This is a genomic window from Enterobacter sp. KB-221C9 (assembly GCF_041320715.1).
GTDB classification, from domain to species: domain Bacteria; phylum Pseudomonadota; class Gammaproteobacteria; order Enterobacterales; family Enterobacteriaceae; genus Enterobacter; species Enterobacter asburiae_D.
In genome coordinates this window covers 26636-40748 of the sequence record NZ_JBGIWG010000023.1, presented here as the reverse complement: position 1 = coordinate 40748, position 14113 = coordinate 26636, and the positions used below count along the sequence as shown (strand labels likewise).

Genomic DNA, 14113 nt, shown 5'->3' with positions numbered 1-14113 from the left:
CGCACCACCCCGTCAGTAGCTGAACAGGAGGGACAGCTGATAGAAACAGAAGCCACTGGAGCACCTCAAAAACACCATCATACACTAAATCAGTAAGTTGGCAGCATCACCGGGATTCTTAAAATTCCGATGGACGCTGATTTAAAATTATTCGATGGCCAGCACCGTGCGCTGGGTATTTTTGAATTTGTACGCGATTATTCCAATACGGAAGATACGATCAGCTTGTTGCTTACCGTTGGCCTGCCACTTGAGTTACGCCAGCAGTTTTTCGCTGATATTAATAACAACGCGAGCAAACCGGCAGCGGCGATCAGTATGGCATATAACAACAATGATCCGGTCAACCAGCTGGCAATGCATCTGGCCCGAACCGTCACCGGGCTGGCGGGCACAGTGGATTTTGAACACAACGTGGTCCCGGCGAAAAGCTCACGGCTGATCAGCTTTAAAGCACTGAACGATGCGACGAAAAAAATGCTCAACCTGCGGGCCAACAGCATTCCCTCGACGCAACAGCGTGATATGGCAGAAAAGCTCTGGACTGCCTGGGCACAGGCGATGCGCTGGAATGATATTGCCCAGGATGATATCGCTGCGGAGTACCGTCAGGAGGCGCTGGGACTGCATGGCATCATGATAAATGCGATCGGTATGGCAACGGCCAGGATGTTACGGCACAGAACACCTGAAAGCATCGAGAACCTTCTGGCCTGTGCGGAAAACGGAGACAACGGTTTTCATTATCGGGAGTCGTTTGTACCTGAGTGCTGGGAAGGGAAGTGTGTTGATCCGGAGACTGGCACCATTAAAACTGACCGGCGGGCGCTTGAAGCAACGGCTGAAGCGCTGCAAAAGCTGATAGACCCGTTCGCAGATGCGCTGTGGTTGCGTGCTTATCTGCCAGTTGAAGAGGCGAGTGATACGGCATTACTGAAATATGCTGCTGACATCGAGAGTTATAAGCAGCGCACAGCCGTGCCGATGATCAATATCGTGGAGAAGCTGAAGGCGCTGGGTGACGGCGAACCGCAGTTCAGAGCGTCGGTGCTGGCTTCCCGTGAGGGGCTAAGCCGCTATCTGGCCGGGGCTGAAGGCTGACGCGGTGGTTGCCGCCTGCAGGGCAATACGGGCATCGAACCCGTATTGCCCTGAAACGCGCTGAGCCGCTCTCTGGGCGCGCATTTAAAAAACCTGTACCCATCATCGTTTTTATGTCTTTGACGAGTCCTGCCCCCTATTCTGGCCTTTTCTGATGTGATCCCGCCCTGGTGTCTGCAAGTTAACTTAATTTTGACGCCCGCACAGCGTGTCTTCCCTGTTCATTTCTGCTCAGTTGCCGGCGTTTTCTGGCTGGCCTGTCGTACTAAAACACCTCTGGGCCCCTTCGGCTCCTGCCCGTCGGGCAGTCGTCAGCCACACTCCGCTAGCCAGGCAAAGCCTGGCAGCTCCGCCGAACCCCCTGCGGGGTTTCGGGCTATCGCTAGTGTCTGATGCCTGAACCCCTGCACCATGCCGGCAAAGCACCTTCATCGGGCTGATGGGGATCTGAAAAGCAAAATTTACAGGGAAAGGAGTTCAGGAAAAAACAAAGAAAATTAATCAGATAACGCTTGATTGTTATGGCTCATTAGACGTATAATGATCACATCGAAAGGCAATAAGGCTTTTCGCGGTAGCGCCCCGACTGGCGCAGGAGTAACAAATTATGAGTAAAGCACTGACCCCCTCCCAGCTTAAAGCTGAACTGGAAACGCAGAAAGATGCGCTGCTGAAGGCGTGCCTGTATGCCCTCAACGAAATCCCTAACCGTCGTTTAAGTGGCCCGTATGCGTCCACGTATGCGCTGGCCGAGCAGGTCAGTAAACTGCTTCAGCGCTGCAAATAATCATTGATGGGCTGGCATTGCCAGCCCTGTTCACCCCTTACGGTAGCGCCCCGCATGGCGCAGGAGTCTGAAATGTCATCTGAAAAAACTCTCCCGTCGGTCGATCTGATGTCCTGCCAGCATGGCGGTGAAGTGATCCCGTCCATAGCTATTGAGCGCATTATCTCGTTGCGGAATGAAGGTATTCGCGTCTATCTCGACGGCATAGACAAGCTGCGAAAAGCGCGCGATCTGATGCAGCAGGCCGGAGGCTGTCAGTACCTGTATGACTACGACAAAGCCGTAGAGAGCGCGATCAAATGGAGCGACACCAGACCAGACCAGGCCGAAACGGCTATTTCCCGCGTTATCGACGGAAAAATCTGGGATCGGCTGATGTCGGAAACCGGCATGTATACGCTGATGAGCAACAAACAACGTCAGGAATGGGATCGGCAGGTGGCAGGCGAGGAAATGCCGCCGATAACGCTGGAGAACGTTATGAGTACGTTCCGGCACCTGAACGCAAGCAAGGCCGATACTTTCACGCAAGGGCTGATTGATATCTTTAAATCCCTGTCGTGGGATTATAAAACCAATAACCCCTGCATGTTTGGCAAGCGTATCATCATCGCGCCGTTGCTCGATGTCTGGCGCAGTAGCTGGGTGCGCTTCAGCTCAGACGGGCACACCAAAATTGACGATCTGGCGCGGCCGTTCTACGTGCTGGACGGGCGTAACGTGCCTGATTACCGCGTTTCTGACGGTGCCAAACTGGATGCCTTTTTCAGTGAAAACCAGTTCAACGGTAAGGTGTTCGAGTGTGATTACTTCAGCGTGCGATATTACAAAAAGGGCAGCGCGCACATTACGTTTAAACGCCCGGAGCTGGTTGAGAAGATCAATAATCTGGTTGCCAGTCACTATCCCGGAATGTTACCCCCTCGCGTGTAATGCAGACGGCAGGCCGCATTTGCGGCCTGAAATATAAACAGGGAAAGGAAGTATTCCCCGGCCTGAAAAAATCATGCCGGGCATGTATTTATTGCTTGATTAATATGGCTCATTAGACGTATAATAATCACATCGAAAGGCAATGAGGCTTTTCGCGGTAGCGCCCCGACTGGCGCAGGAGTAATAAATATGGCTATTCAATCCCTTCAGTTCCGTAACGGCTCCGTTTCTCTTGGTGATGTTTTTGTTTCCAGCTGGGGTTATGAGCAGACAAATACCTGTTTTTATCAGGTGATCGCCCTGCGCGGTAAGAAAACCGCCGTACTGCGCCGCATCGCTGCGCAGCAGGTGAAAGCAGACAGTGCAATGTCTGGCGAGTTAAAGCCGGTATTGAACGACTTTAAAGGCGAACCCGTGACCCGTCGCATCTGTGAAAACCATGAGCATCCGTCTGTCAGCATTGACGAGTACGAACAGGCTTATAAGACCGATCCTAACGAAAGCCATTTTTACAGCACCTGGGGCTGACCGCCTGCTACGCCCCGCAAGGGGCGTATAGTCGAAGACTTATTCAACCAAAACGTGAATACTATGCGAAATAACAAGGCGCTCAGGACGCAGATACATGGCGGAAACAGTTTATCAGGCGCGGAGGCGTTTTTACCTTCTCCGTTTTCGGCGCAGTCGTAACCCGGACACACTGGAAAAAATGTACGAATCCATGCGGGATCGTGGACAGGTGCCGCCGGAGGACACCGAGGCTTTTGAGGCTGCCGCCGACCATCGCCGCGCAGAGCTGGCATCGGGACGCATCTGGGATAAGATCCCGCCGCATGTCTGGCAGTATGTAAAATAATCACAGCGCCCCTACACGGGGCGTTTTTTTGCTTGCATATATGGCTCATTAGACGTATAATGTTTTTACTGATTCAAATCAGTACCTTCCTAAACAGCCTTACAGGTGCATTATGACCTCTTCTGAAATCCTCCATAACCTCCCTCAGATTATCACGGCCGTGGCCGCCCTCATTACAGCCATTACCGGGCTGATTAAAGTCATGAAGGATAAAGGTAAGGACTGAACCGCCGCAGGGGGCGACAGCCCCCTGCATCCCTAACCGGCAGCGCCCCGACTGGCGCAGGAGTAAAAAAAGTGACAACGCTGCATATTCGAGAAATTCCCACTGATGGAGCGCCGCCTATCTGTGCAGGCCGCTCAATCTCAGATGATGACCTTTGCGCCTCATGCCAGCATCTCGACTATCGCCCTGGGCACCTCAGCGCCTGCCTGCTGTCAGGTTGCGGGCGTGACGACTGGCCTTCAGAACTGGATGCAAACGGCTACAGCGTTGCCTGTAGCAGCTATGAGCGTGAAAAATCGCTTGATTAATATGGCTCATTAGACGTATAATTATCACATCGAAAGGCATCCGGTCTTTCGCGGCAGCGCCCCGACTGGCGCAGGAGTTTTACAATGCACGGTAACGTAAATGAAATTTGCGCAAGGCTTCTCGATAGTTTTGATCCACAGCAGCGGATCAGCCTGCTGATCTGGACTGCTGAAGATGTCCATGACTGCACCAGTGATATGAACCTCACTGACGATGAGGCCGAAGCCGTTCTGGCAGAAATCGCGGAATGCAGTTCACACAGCCGTTATGGCGTCGGAAAAGATACCGTCTGGAGCCTGGCAAAGCAGGTGCGCGAAGATGCCGCCCGCGATCGAAAAATAGAGGTCAATGCCGAGGCGCTGCAAAAAGTCGTGGCGCTGGCGGCGCAGTTTATCCGGCTGGAAGAAATCCAGTCTGGTGAAGGAGCTGCACGCCGACTTTATCCGCAGGAGTCTGAGGCGCTGGAGTGCATCACGAAGGTGATTAACGGCTAATTCACGCAGTAACGCAGCGAACTTTCACGGTAGCGCCCCGACTGGCGCAGGAGGAAAAAACATGTCCCAGAATGAAGCCTATTACGACACGCTGGCCCTGATTGAAAAGGGGCAATGGTGTTTCGGCAGTATGGACGAAGAAAACGAAGAGCGGGCAATCAAGGCCGCTAAGGCGCTGGCGCTGTTTGCGCGCCTGAATGAGCAGGACTGCGACGGACACCCGGTTTCCGAAATCATCGTTGATTTTATCGCTAACCTGATGCACCTGGGGGAAGCGATAAATTTTCGTGTGCTCGATGAAGAAAGCGCGGTGATCCCGTTGGTCAGGATCGCCGCCGTACACTTTAACGCTGAAACAAAGTCATAGTAATCATGTGAATCAGAAGGGGGCAGGCGTGATCCTGCCCCCAAAAATGGACAGGGGAAAGAGTTCTCCCGCCTGAAAATATTCAGGCAGGCGGGAATTTTTTGCTTGATTAATATGGCTCATTAGACGTATAATAATCACATCGAAAGGCAATCCGGTCTTTCGACGGTAGCGCCCCGACTGGCGCAGGAGTACAGAAAATGTCTACTGAACTGAATCAACCCGCCATCACTGCACGCATTATCCCCAATAACCGCCGCATGGCCTTTCTGCCACGTCTGTTCGGCGCCTGGTATCTCACAGGTGAGGCCGGTGTCTACAACCTCGCACGCTCTCTCTGCGTCGATTATCAAGGCGGTTCCTGGGAGTTCGTCGAACTGTCTTGCGGTAGCGGCTTCATGTACCCACTGAGCGCAGAGCGCTTCACGGTATCGGTTAGCGGTAACTGGTTCGAAGGGGAACTGTCCGCAGAAGCTACCGGTATCGTGCTGACCCTGTTCACCCTGAACCACATGATCTGGCACGCACATGATGAAGGCTATCAGCACATCTGCGACATGCTGATCACCCAGCAGGAAAAGCTCAAATTATATGCCGACCAGCACGCCGAAGCCGGTTTGATTTACCGCGCGATTGACTGAAACGGCGGCCCCCGTGAGGGGGCCAATACTGACAGGGGGAAAAATGTTAACACTAACTGATATTCGCGCCAGCAATACGGTGCTGGTTACGGAATTTGGCGGCGTGCGTGCTGTGCATTTCTGTCTGCATGAAAAATTAAGCGGTAGCGACAACGATCTGTGGTTTCCGCTTGCCAATGGAGCCGACCTGTTCGAGGCGCTGGAAAGCATTATGTGCATCAATTTTGCCGCTGCTAACGTTGTCTCGCTGGAGTTCCTGCGGCAGAACGGGAAGTGCAAAGACTACCGGATCACCTACAACAAGGCCAAATTCAAGCCATTAGGTTAGATGTCTGGCATCATTTGATGTTCATATTTGAACAAAATTAAATAAAAAAAATACGTCTGATGAGTTGATAAAATGGCTCATTAGACGTATAATTATTACATCGAAAGGCAGTTGAGTCTTTCGCGGTAGCGCCCCGACTGGCGAAGGAGTTGAAATGAAAGAAGCAGACCAAAAAAAAGTGAATGCCGTAATGGCAATTGCTGATTATCTCGGTGTGAAAAATCAAATCGAGGTGATCGAATACTCAGCCGAATCAGTGCAGGTTGAGTGGCGAAATCCTAAAACAAAACAGCTTATTCATCGTGATTACACTTTTGCAAATTCCTTTGTAAAAGACTTTGAAAAAGCCCTGAAATCGAACGTGAAGTTTTACTGAAAAAGAGGGGGAGAAATCCCCCTTAATCCTCCCATTTTTTACTGATAAACATCAAATATATGAGGTGTATTATGTGGAAACGTGGCGAAAACAAAGTGATTCTGATGGGGCGTGCTGGCAAAGATGCAGAAGTGCGTTACACCCCAAACAGAACGGCCATTGCGAGCCTGACGCTGGCTACAGAAATCAGCTACAGCGACAACGAAGGGAAGGAGCAAAAAGAAACGGAATGGCATGATATTGTCATTTTTGGAAAGAAAGCCGAAGCAGCTGGGAAGTACTTCAAAAAGGGTATGATGCTGTATTTTGTCGGGCGCATTCGTAATAACAAATGGCAAGGGACAGACGGCAAAATGCGCAGCAATAAGGAAATTGTGATCGATAATAACGGCGAAATGCAGATGCTGCCGGGAGCTGGGCCACGTAACACCAGTGCAGAAGGCCAGGGAGGCATTGAAAATCATGATGAACCGCCGTTCCCGGATATGAATGATTACCCGCAGTGAGTATTTGAGTTAGAACGGCCCGCAGGACGCGGGCCGCCAATCCAGAGGGGGGAGTATGAATATCAGTGAACAATATCGGGTGGCGGTCGTCAGTACCGGCCATGTAAAAAAAGAAGACGCGGAACTACTGGACAAGGTCTGTAACGATGACTTGTCCGGTCAAGGTTTGTTCTGGATCGAGAAAAATCGCTATGGGTGGATATTGCGTATTTCTGCTACTGAACAATGGCGAGTGGAATTAACCAGGGCGGGGATCAGTGCAAGTGCTTTGGATAATATAGCCGCGTTAAATGGTGCCGGGTTCGACTGGATTTGGTTTGACCGGGATGCGGAACAGGTGCCAGAACTGACCGTTTGGGAGTGGTAAACCGGTTAAAAATTTGCCTCGAAAAGGGGCATTTTTTTCTTGCCTGCAATGGCTCATTAGACGTATAATAATCGTGAAGTTTAAAAGTGGATATTGATTAAAACGCTCTGTAAATAACGTGGAGAGAATATTATGGCGGCCTTATACCCTTATGAGGTTTATACCCTTATTGTGTCAGAATTAATCGTAAGCCATTTTAATGATGTCGCTATGGTATATCCGGGAAGCGAAGAAATTAAAAAGAACTACGACAGTGAATTAAGTGCTGTACAGGTAGTTAATGGCATCAGAGAAAAACTGATTGAAGATGGTGTTATACAGTGCGAACAGTGCCCACTGCTATCCGAGTGGGATGAGAACAAGGTTATCAACCAGCTAATTAAAGATTACCGCCTGATTCTCAATCGTGACTATGAACTAAACCGTGTTCGTCAGCAGCTGGCCCCGGAGCTGATCGCACAGATAGAAAACTGGAAAGAGCAGAAGTATTCCGATTCTGCGAAGGAATACGAGGTGCTCTATGAAACCATCAACATCAACGGAAAGGAGGTTACAGGCAAACTAAACGTAGTTGCAGTAAGTCGCTTTGATGCTGTTTTCATCGTAGGGCAGCGTCACGCTAACGATAACTTTTTGGTTCTGGATGTGAAGGAGGTGATGAATCATTGAAATCCAGAAAAGGTGCCGGATTGCGCCAACAATCCGGCTGGGTAGGCAATTTAAATTGTGAGGTTCAAAATGCCATTGTGGATTATACACTATGCTGAAGATGTCGCAAACGGAGTGCAAACAAAGTCGCATCCGATGAACGCAGCGCAATGGGATCACTTCCGTTTCTGGTTGGCAGTGTTCCGGCGGATTAAAGAAGCCGCAATGTAATCTGTAACTGTCTCAGGGGCGCTGTATGCGCCCCTTTTTAATATCCTTGCCCGGACTCCTTTCCCTGTAAATTTATCGGGATCAAGGGCGGATCGTGGCCCTGAACGTGCGCACCATTGAGCGCTGCATCGCAGCGGAACCGGAAAATTTTTTTCCGGCCAATGAGTGCCCTTGTCACCGGAACGGTGACAAGTATGCACGCACAATTACACGAACAGGCAGCACCCATGCCCGGCCTGACAGGCCGGGAGCTATATCATAATGTGGGATGCTATATGTGAAAGGTGAAGGTTAATACTGCGGACCTGAAGCGTCAGGATTCTGAGCGGTAGAGCTATTTTGTGTGCGCTGCTCTTCGTCAACTCCAGTGATTTTTTTTCGGCTGTTGCTGGTTCTTTTTTTTCCAACTCGTCCGGCAGTAATGTCCTTGATATCACGTAATGTAACGTCTGAAAAACCCGCATCGTTGAGGAATTTCAGTATCTCTTTATCTTCATATCCTTTCGAATCTTTCAGCTTCTTAATGTCAGACTTAAGCTCGTCGAGTACGTGCTTTTTCTCAAGCCTTTCCGACGTCACATCAGGCAAGTCGTCGAGAATGCTTTTGAATTTTCCGATGTCCTCACTGCTATAAAATGCTTTCTTTTTTGCAGGCATATGCCCTCCCAATAATGTCAAAATCGCCATGCCGAACCGGAGAAAATCGACCCAGGCTATTCGGGTGATTTTACATGATGCCCGGCACGATTCAATTGCTCTGCCTGCCAGGCCCTTCGCTGCTGGCTTTCAAACCTCGCCGATGGTAGAATTCAATGAGGTATTTAAGTACGGGACAAGATGTGTTTTTGGAGTACCGCCGACACGCGGCGGCCGTCCAAAAACGTCTTGGTCAGGGCAAGCCCCGACACCCCCTAACGAGGTTAGCTATCTGATGAGCCGTAGCGAGAGCAGAAAAACAGACGATCGAATCCAGGTGAGATGTTCCACAGAAGTGAAAGCTAAACTCACCGAAAAGGCCCATGAAGCAGGGCTTAGTCTTAGTCAATATCTTATCAAATCTGGGCTTGGAAAGCGCATTCAATCGAAAGGCAATTACAATGCACTTGCCGCTCTTGTAAAGATAACAGCCCTTCAAAAACATCTGTTTAACGAAGGTGCCGGAGTTCATAGCAAGGAGTATTCAGAGATTCTGATCGAGGTCAAAAAGGCCGCACAGAAACTGCAACAGGAGATGGATGGTGATACCTAAAATCATTGAGGGCCGAAGGGACAAAAAGTCCAGCTTTGGTCAGCTGATTAAGTACATGGCAGACAAGCCGTCTCAGGAGTTGACTGATACAGTTCAGCCTACTCCTGAGACGGCTTTGGCTGTTAAATCAGATATGTTCGAAGGGTTAAACAATTACCTGACCCGTAAGCAGAAAGTGATCAGCACACCGGTGGATGTTGAGCCAGGTGTACAGCGTGTTGTGGTTGGTGATGTTACCTGCCAGTACAATACCTTCTCGCTCGATGGTGCAGCACAGGAAATGAATTCAGTTTCTCAGCAAAGCACACGCTGTAAAGATCCAGTTATGCACTATGTTCTCTCATGGCCTGACTATGAAAAGCCGAATGATGATCAGGTTTTCGATTCGGTGAAGTTTACACTGGCATCGATGGGCATGTCCGATCACCAGTATGTTGCTGCCATCCACCGGGATACAGATAACCTGCATGTGCATGTTGCTGTTAACCGCATCAATCCCCAGACATATAAAGCAGCCTCATCGAGCTTTACCAAAGACACTCTTCATCAGGCGTGCCGCTTACTGGAATTGAAGAATGGTTGGTCCCATTCAAACGGTGCATATGTGGTTAATGACCGTCAACAGATTGTCCGGAACCCTCACAGCAAGAAAGAGCGGGGCAACTGGCGCTCACTCGATCGCATCAACAAGATGGAGAATAAAGAGGGGGTTGAAACGCTCTATCGCTATATCGTTGGTGATGAACAGGTAGGCGGTAGTCGTCAAAACTTGATCCATGTTTCAGCTGGGCTTCGTGAAGCCAAAAGCTGGGATGATGTGCATAAGACATTTGCAGACATCGGTCTTCGTGTCGAAAAAGCACAGGGGAAAAAGGGCTACGTCATTACCCACGAACATCAAAACCAGAAGACGGCTGTTAAGGCGAGTCTGGTATTTAACAAGGCGCAATATACCCTGAAGTCGATGGAAGAGCGCTTTGGTGAATACCAGCCTTCACATATTGAACCGGCCAAAGTATCGGTATTTAAAACCGCATATACCCCTGGTGCTTATCGTCGAGATGCCAATAAACGTCTGCAGCGTAAAATTGAGCGCGCAGAAGAAAGAATGCTGCTCAAGGGTCGCTATCGCGCCTACCGAAACAATTTACCGATATATTCTCCGGATAAGGATCGCATCGCCGATGAATACCGGAAAATTGCCCAACATACCCGGTTGGTGAAAAATAACGTCCGGCATTCTGTTTCAGATCCTCATACCAGAAAGCTGATGTACAACCTGGCTGAGTTCAAACGCCTGCAGGCGGTTGCCAATCTGCGTCTTAGCTTGCGTGAAGAACGCAACGGCTTCAGGGCGGCTAACCCACGGCTTTCTTACCGGGAGTGGGTCGAACAGGAAGCACTGAAGGGTGATAAGGCAGCGCTCAGCCAAATGAGGGGCTTTGCCTATTCCTCCAGGAAGAAGGAGAAGTATAAACAGCAACTGGTTGAGCAGATCGGGTTCAACCGTACCTTTAACGCCATCACCAGTCATGATCGTGATGATGTGGCCGTAATGGCCTCAGCACGTCATGGTGTCAAGCCACGGCTTTTGAAAGACGGTACTGTTATCTTTGAGCGCGACGGTAAACCGGTAGCGGCTGATCGTGGTCATATTGTGCTGACAGAAAGTAATGGAATCGACAAAGAGAAAACGGCTGACCTTGCAATTGCATTAACGATTGCTGGTAAAGCCAAATCTGTTCGTGTTGATGGTGACGGCGAGTTTAAGGAACTGTGCTGTAATCGTATCGTCGATGCAGCTGTGAACCACAATCACCCTGTCGCGCAGGGCATTACCTTCACAGATGCCGCTCAGCAGGCGTATGCTCAAAACGAGAAACATCGTTTGATTCGTGAGCAAAATAATAGTAAAAATGAAATGCAATTCAGAAGTGAAAGCGACGACAAATTCAATCCGAAGTAAAATGGAGTAAGAAATGAAAATCAAAATGCAAACGGTCCTCGCGGCCGTTTCTGTGTTAGCTCTTGCCGGGTGTGCCTCTCAAAGCGAAAAGGAAAAACAAATCTCTGCACAGCAGCTGGTAGATCAGGAATTGCGTGAGCAAGCCATTAAGATAAAACTCGCACAGGATGAGCTTTACCAGGCTGGAGCCATTAACAGGACCCGTTACAAATTCCCTACCATTATCAATGCAAACAGTCAGTATGTTCGTGTGAGCTGGCAGGGTGATGCTTACGAATTACTGGAGCAACTGGCTAAACAGCGTGGCCTTCAATTCACCAGTCAGGGGATCAAGTTACCGCTTCCACTCAATATCGATGTTGGTGGTTCGAAGGTTACGTTTGAACAGTTGCTGACCCTGATCCGACAACAAACGCAGTACCGTGCCACCATCAACCAGAAACCCGGTGAACTGCAGCTGCTTTACCTCACACCATCGAAGAAAGGTTCATTCCTCAGAGGGACCCGCCCATGAAACTTAAACTGATCGTGCTTCTGACGTTACCGCTGCTTGCTGCGAACGTTGCACGCGCGGACGACTCCGATGTTAAAGGCCTGGATTACTACATGGACCCGCCAAGCCAAAGTGACGATGAGGCCGATGTTACTGGCAGTATGCTAAACGACGCAGCGCACACCATTGGATTTCGCGGCGGAAAGGCAGAACGCGCTAAAGAAATTCGCGCCGCGCTGGAAAATCAGCGCAGCAACCTTGATTACATGTATTCGTTCCAGCCGCTGATCTCTTCTGAAGGCTACCTGCCTCCGGTCATTGCTGAAGCTAAAGACGTTGCACACATTACCAATGAGCAAATCCGAACGGCCAACCGTGCCTATGACATTGTGGTGCCGGCGCGCTTTGTCAGTAACCCGCCGACCTGGAAAAGCTATCTTCTGACCGGGCTGATGGCGCAGCGGATCGAATTGCCTGAACCGGCTGCAATGCCGAAGGACGGGAAACAACGTGATATCTGGAAAAAAGCTGTCGCGCTGGGCTGGTCTGACGGTCGCCAAAAAGCTGATGAGATATTCACTGCTAATTTCAATCGCCTCACACGGGATTACACCGGCATGTTGCGCTACAGCACGCTACTGCAGCAGGGCATGATTAAGGCTCCAGTCATCACACAGCAGCAGCAAACAGTTACAGGGGATAAAAACCGCCTCATGCTGGGCGATAAAACGAAACGTATGAAGCAGCAAGCTGAGTTTGACATCAACAAACGCAGCTGGAAACCGACCATACGTTAAGGGGCAGTAGATGGAAGCATTCAATTTTGGTCCAACGCTGACGCCCCAGACGCTGGAACGTTTTCTCGTACACTGCTCAAACAATGAAGTGTCCGATATTCTGTTGCAGGGCGGAGATAAAATCTGGGTAGAACGTCATGGGCGCCAGTTGCCCATGACATCTTACCCGCTCGACAACCTGGAGCTGGAACGTACCGTTGATAAGGTGTTCGGTCAGGAGATCAAAGGGACGCTGAAAAGTGCTGCGGTCGTTAATACCGCTATCCAGCTAAGAGGTGATGAAGCGGGCACGATTGGACTCGGCCGCGGCGAAACCCGCCGGTTCCGCGCGAACTTTACTCAGGCCGATATTTATAAAACAGAAGCGGCAATGTCTCTGACACTCCGTGTTCTGAATGAGGTTATTCCTCAGCTTAAACAAATGGGTATTGAGCCGGACCTGTTTAATTCTCTGTTGCCGGCTGCCGGCCTCGGACTGATATGCGGCGAGACGGGATCGGGCAAGTCAACCCTGATGGCCAGCATCTTCCAGTATTGCGGTGAAACGTACCAGGACCGGAAAATCATCACGGTTGAAGATCCCATCGAGTATCGCCTGGGAAGTCGAGACTGGATTGCGCCGGCGCCGGCACAGTCACAGATTGGGCGCGATATTGATTCCTTCCACAATTTTATCACTCTCTCCGGGCTCCGTCGTTCTCCGAAGATTATGGGGGTTGGTGAGCTCCTTAACCGCCTGTCATTTGAAGCTGCTGTACTGGCAGGTAAATCCGGCCACTTTTGTCTTGGCACACTGCACGTCAAAACGGTCGGAGAAGCCATTTCCCGATCATTGCAGAACTATCCGCCGGAAATGCGTGAAGCTGCCGCCTTTGACCTGCTGAGTATCCTTTCTTACATCATCGTGCAACGCTTGCTTAAAACAAAAGACGGCCGGCGCAAGGCTGTCCGTGAATATCTCGTCATTGATAACAGCCTGCGCCGCAAACTCTATGACGTTGATTACAGCAAGTGGGGCCGCTACATCGACGACCTGTTGATCGCTGAAAACCGCAGTCTGATTCAGAACGCCTGGGCAATGCACCAGGAAGGTTTGATCGACGAAGCGGAAGTCATCGAGGTCGCAGGATATATGGACTATCTGGCGTTAAAAGAGGGCAAGTATGGACATTAACAAATGGCGTTATGCCGGCCGGCCACTGACGGTTTTTGGTGTGCCTGTTATCTCGTTTCTTGTGTACTTCATCTGGTTTCCGTTCCCGTCAGTAAAAACCTTTGTTATCTGCACCTGTGTGGTTCTCTTTTACTTTCTGCTGGCCATGATGGGCTACACGTTACCGGTGCTGTACCAGGTCATTCTCCGGGTTATCCGCGGGAAAAAACTTACCGGGCGGCCGTGGTGGTACCGGCGCTCTCAGCGATAACACATAACTACAGG

At 50.3% G+C, this 14113-nt stretch carries 22 protein-coding genes; 20 read left to right on the top strand and 2 right to left on the bottom strand.

All coding sequences use genetic code 11. The annotated features are described in order from the left end of the window. Nucleotides 1-56, bottom strand: a 56-nt coding sequence (locus tag AB8846_RS22500) for an IS1 family transposase (RefSeq protein WP_097491765.1), incomplete at its 3' end; no start/stop codon positions are given. Between the two features lie 49 nt (nt 57-105). On the opposite strand from AB8846_RS22500, the gene AB8846_RS22495 reads away from it, so the two are divergent. The 14 genes from AB8846_RS22495 to AB8846_RS22430 all read left to right on the top strand — a co-directional run bounded on the left by AB8846_RS22495 (nt 106) and on the right by AB8846_RS22430 (nt 7960). Next, nucleotides 106-1101 carry a DGQHR domain-containing protein gene (locus tag AB8846_RS22495; RefSeq protein WP_228146417.1) on the top strand — a complete coding sequence of 332 codons (996 nt, stop codon included), beginning with the start codon at nt 106-108 and terminating at the stop codon, nt 1099-1101. Nucleotides 1102-1708: 607 nt separating this feature from the next. Next, nucleotides 1709-1888 (top strand): hypothetical protein, encoded by a 180-nt coding sequence (locus AB8846_RS22490; protein WP_004187364.1) that lies wholly within the window; start codon nt 1709-1711, stop codon nt 1886-1888. A gap of 72 nt (nt 1889-1960) precedes the next feature. Beyond that, nucleotides 1961-2821 carry a DUF4942 domain-containing protein gene (locus tag AB8846_RS22485; RefSeq protein WP_015059998.1) on the top strand — a complete coding sequence of 287 codons (861 nt, stop codon included), beginning with the start codon at nt 1961-1963 and terminating at the stop codon, nt 2819-2821. Nucleotides 2822-3010: 189 nt separating this feature from the next. Continuing rightward, nucleotides 3011-3349 (top strand): hypothetical protein, encoded by a 339-nt coding sequence (locus AB8846_RS22480; protein ID WP_004187354.1) that lies wholly within the window; start codon nt 3011-3013, stop codon nt 3347-3349. Between the two features lie 97 nt (nt 3350-3446). Continuing rightward, the gene (locus tag AB8846_RS22475; RefSeq protein WP_004187345.1) at nt 3447-3677 is read left to right on the top strand and encodes an Hha/YmoA family nucleoid-associated regulatory protein; all 231 of its coding nucleotides are present in this window, start codon (nt 3447-3449) and stop codon (nt 3675-3677) included. A 297-nt stretch (nt 3678-3974) separates the two neighbouring features. Next, complete coding sequence (locus AB8846_RS22470) at nt 3975-4211, top strand: hypothetical protein (protein ID WP_011154457.1); 237 nt, start codon at nt 3975-3977, stop codon at nt 4209-4211. An 84-nt stretch (nt 4212-4295) separates the two neighbouring features. Continuing rightward, nucleotides 4296-4706, top strand: coding sequence for a DUF1380 family protein (locus AB8846_RS22465; protein WP_004187342.1), 411 nt, complete (start codon nt 4296-4298; stop codon nt 4704-4706). Nucleotides 4707-4767: 61 nt separating this feature from the next. Further along, nucleotides 4768-5073: a hypothetical protein gene (locus AB8846_RS22460; protein ID WP_004187339.1), complete on the top strand. Its 306-nt coding sequence runs from the start codon at nt 4768-4770 to the stop codon at nt 5071-5073. Between the two features lie 200 nt (nt 5074-5273). Then, on the top strand, nt 5274-5714 hold the full coding sequence (locus AB8846_RS22455; RefSeq protein ID WP_015059999.1) for an antirestriction protein: 441 nt from the start codon (nt 5274-5276) through the stop codon (nt 5712-5714). A 43-nt stretch (nt 5715-5757) separates the two neighbouring features. Then, nucleotides 5758-6042: a hypothetical protein gene (locus AB8846_RS22450; RefSeq protein WP_004187337.1), complete on the top strand. Its 285-nt coding sequence runs from the start codon at nt 5758-5760 to the stop codon at nt 6040-6042. Nucleotides 6043-6196: 154 nt separating this feature from the next. Continuing rightward, nucleotides 6197-6418: a hypothetical protein gene (locus AB8846_RS22445; RefSeq protein WP_004187336.1), complete on the top strand. Its 222-nt coding sequence runs from the start codon at nt 6197-6199 to the stop codon at nt 6416-6418. A gap of 71 nt (nt 6419-6489) precedes the next feature. After that, nucleotides 6490-6924, top strand: coding sequence for a single-stranded DNA-binding protein (gene ssb / locus AB8846_RS22440; RefSeq protein ID WP_019725164.1), 435 nt, complete (start codon nt 6490-6492; stop codon nt 6922-6924). A gap of 55 nt (nt 6925-6979) precedes the next feature. Beyond that, the gene (locus AB8846_RS22435) at nt 6980-7291 is read left to right on the top strand and encodes a hypothetical protein (RefSeq protein ID WP_004187333.1); all 312 of its coding nucleotides are present in this window, start codon (nt 6980-6982) and stop codon (nt 7289-7291) included. A gap of 132 nt (nt 7292-7423) precedes the next feature. Beyond that, entirely contained in the window at nt 7424-7960 is a 537-nt protein-coding gene (locus tag AB8846_RS22430; protein WP_004187332.1) for a hypothetical protein, read from the top strand. Between the two features lie 501 nt (nt 7961-8461). Here AB8846_RS22430 and AB8846_RS22425 read toward each other — a convergent pair. Further along, a complete protein-coding gene (locus AB8846_RS22425; protein ID WP_019725163.1) occupies nt 8462-8857 on the bottom strand; it encodes a hypothetical protein in 396 nt (131 codons plus the stop codon). Between the two features lie 34 nt (nt 8858-8891). On the opposite strand from AB8846_RS22425, the gene mobA reads away from it, so the two are divergent. From mobA to icmT, 6 genes are read left to right on the top strand one after another with little or no spacing between them, the layout of a single operon-like run. Further along, complete coding sequence (gene mobA, locus AB8846_RS22420) at nt 8892-9419, top strand: plasmid mobilization protein MobA (RefSeq protein ID WP_172740549.1); 528 nt, start codon at nt 8892-8894, stop codon at nt 9417-9419. Then, a complete protein-coding gene (gene traI / locus AB8846_RS22415; RefSeq protein WP_004187323.1) occupies nt 9406-11385 on the top strand; it encodes a TraI/MobA(P) family conjugative relaxase in 1980 nt (659 codons plus the stop codon). The genes mobA and traI overlap by 14 nt, the downstream gene beginning before the upstream one ends. A 13-nt stretch (nt 11386-11398) precedes the next feature. Further along, the gene (locus AB8846_RS22410) at nt 11399-11899 is read left to right on the top strand and encodes a DotD/TraH family lipoprotein (protein WP_004187320.1); all 501 of its coding nucleotides are present in this window, start codon (nt 11399-11401) and stop codon (nt 11897-11899) included. After that, nucleotides 11896-12675, top strand: coding sequence for a type IV secretory system conjugative DNA transfer family protein (locus AB8846_RS22405; RefSeq protein ID WP_004187315.1), 780 nt, complete (start codon nt 11896-11898; stop codon nt 12673-12675). The genes AB8846_RS22410 and AB8846_RS22405 overlap by 4 nt, the downstream gene beginning before the upstream one ends. A 10-nt stretch (nt 12676-12685) precedes the next feature. Next, a complete protein-coding gene (traJ, locus tag AB8846_RS22400; RefSeq protein WP_004187313.1) occupies nt 12686-13849 on the top strand; it encodes a plasmid transfer ATPase TraJ in 1164 nt (387 codons plus the stop codon). Continuing rightward, nucleotides 13839-14099 carry an IcmT/TraK family protein gene (gene icmT / locus AB8846_RS22395; RefSeq protein ID WP_004187310.1) on the top strand — a complete coding sequence of 87 codons (261 nt, stop codon included), beginning with the start codon at nt 13839-13841 and terminating at the stop codon, nt 14097-14099. Before traJ ends, icmT begins: the two co-directional genes overlap by 11 nt. Nucleotides 14100-14113: the final 14 nt, after the last annotated feature.

What these genes read in the sequence shown, in the direction of transcription:
- AB8846_RS22425 (WP_019725163.1), bottom strand. Translation starts at nt 8,857, where the DNA reads ATGGCGATTTTGACATTATTGGGAGGGCATATGCCTGCAAAAAAGAAA.
- AB8846_RS22430 (WP_004187332.1), top strand. Translation starts at nt 7,424, where the DNA reads ATGGCGGCCTTATACCCTTATGAGGTTTATACCCTTATTGTGTCAGAA.
- traI (WP_004187323.1), top strand. Translation starts at nt 9,406, where the DNA reads ATGGTGATACCTAAAATCATTGAGGGCCGAAGGGACAAAAAGTCCAGC.
- AB8846_RS22460 (WP_004187339.1), top strand. Translation starts at nt 4,768, where the DNA reads ATGTCCCAGAATGAAGCCTATTACGACACGCTGGCCCTGATTGAAAAG.
- AB8846_RS22445 (WP_004187336.1), top strand. Translation starts at nt 6,197, where the DNA reads ATGAAAGAAGCAGACCAAAAAAAAGTGAATGCCGTAATGGCAATTGCT.
- AB8846_RS22480 (WP_004187354.1), top strand. Translation starts at nt 3,011, where the DNA reads ATGGCTATTCAATCCCTTCAGTTCCGTAACGGCTCCGTTTCTCTTGGT.
- AB8846_RS22455 (WP_015059999.1), top strand. Translation starts at nt 5,274, where the DNA reads ATGTCTACTGAACTGAATCAACCCGCCATCACTGCACGCATTATCCCC.
- AB8846_RS22485 (WP_015059998.1), top strand. Translation starts at nt 1,961, where the DNA reads ATGTCATCTGAAAAAACTCTCCCGTCGGTCGATCTGATGTCCTGCCAG.
- traJ (WP_004187313.1), top strand. Translation starts at nt 12,686, where the DNA reads ATGGAAGCATTCAATTTTGGTCCAACGCTGACGCCCCAGACGCTGGAA.
- AB8846_RS22435 (WP_004187333.1), top strand. Translation starts at nt 6,980, where the DNA reads ATGAATATCAGTGAACAATATCGGGTGGCGGTCGTCAGTACCGGCCAT.
- AB8846_RS22490 (WP_004187364.1), top strand. Translation starts at nt 1,709, where the DNA reads ATGAGTAAAGCACTGACCCCCTCCCAGCTTAAAGCTGAACTGGAAACG.
- AB8846_RS22410 (WP_004187320.1), top strand. Translation starts at nt 11,399, where the DNA reads ATGAAAATCAAAATGCAAACGGTCCTCGCGGCCGTTTCTGTGTTAGCT.
- AB8846_RS22465 (WP_004187342.1), top strand. Translation starts at nt 4,296, where the DNA reads ATGCACGGTAACGTAAATGAAATTTGCGCAAGGCTTCTCGATAGTTTT.
- AB8846_RS22450 (WP_004187337.1), top strand. Translation starts at nt 5,758, where the DNA reads ATGTTAACACTAACTGATATTCGCGCCAGCAATACGGTGCTGGTTACG.
- AB8846_RS22405 (WP_004187315.1), top strand. Translation starts at nt 11,896, where the DNA reads ATGAAACTTAAACTGATCGTGCTTCTGACGTTACCGCTGCTTGCTGCG.
- ssb (WP_019725164.1), top strand. Translation starts at nt 6,490, where the DNA reads ATGTGGAAACGTGGCGAAAACAAAGTGATTCTGATGGGGCGTGCTGGC.
- AB8846_RS22475 (WP_004187345.1), top strand. Translation starts at nt 3,447, where the DNA reads ATGGCGGAAACAGTTTATCAGGCGCGGAGGCGTTTTTACCTTCTCCGT.
- icmT (WP_004187310.1), top strand. Translation starts at nt 13,839, where the DNA reads ATGGACATTAACAAATGGCGTTATGCCGGCCGGCCACTGACGGTTTTT.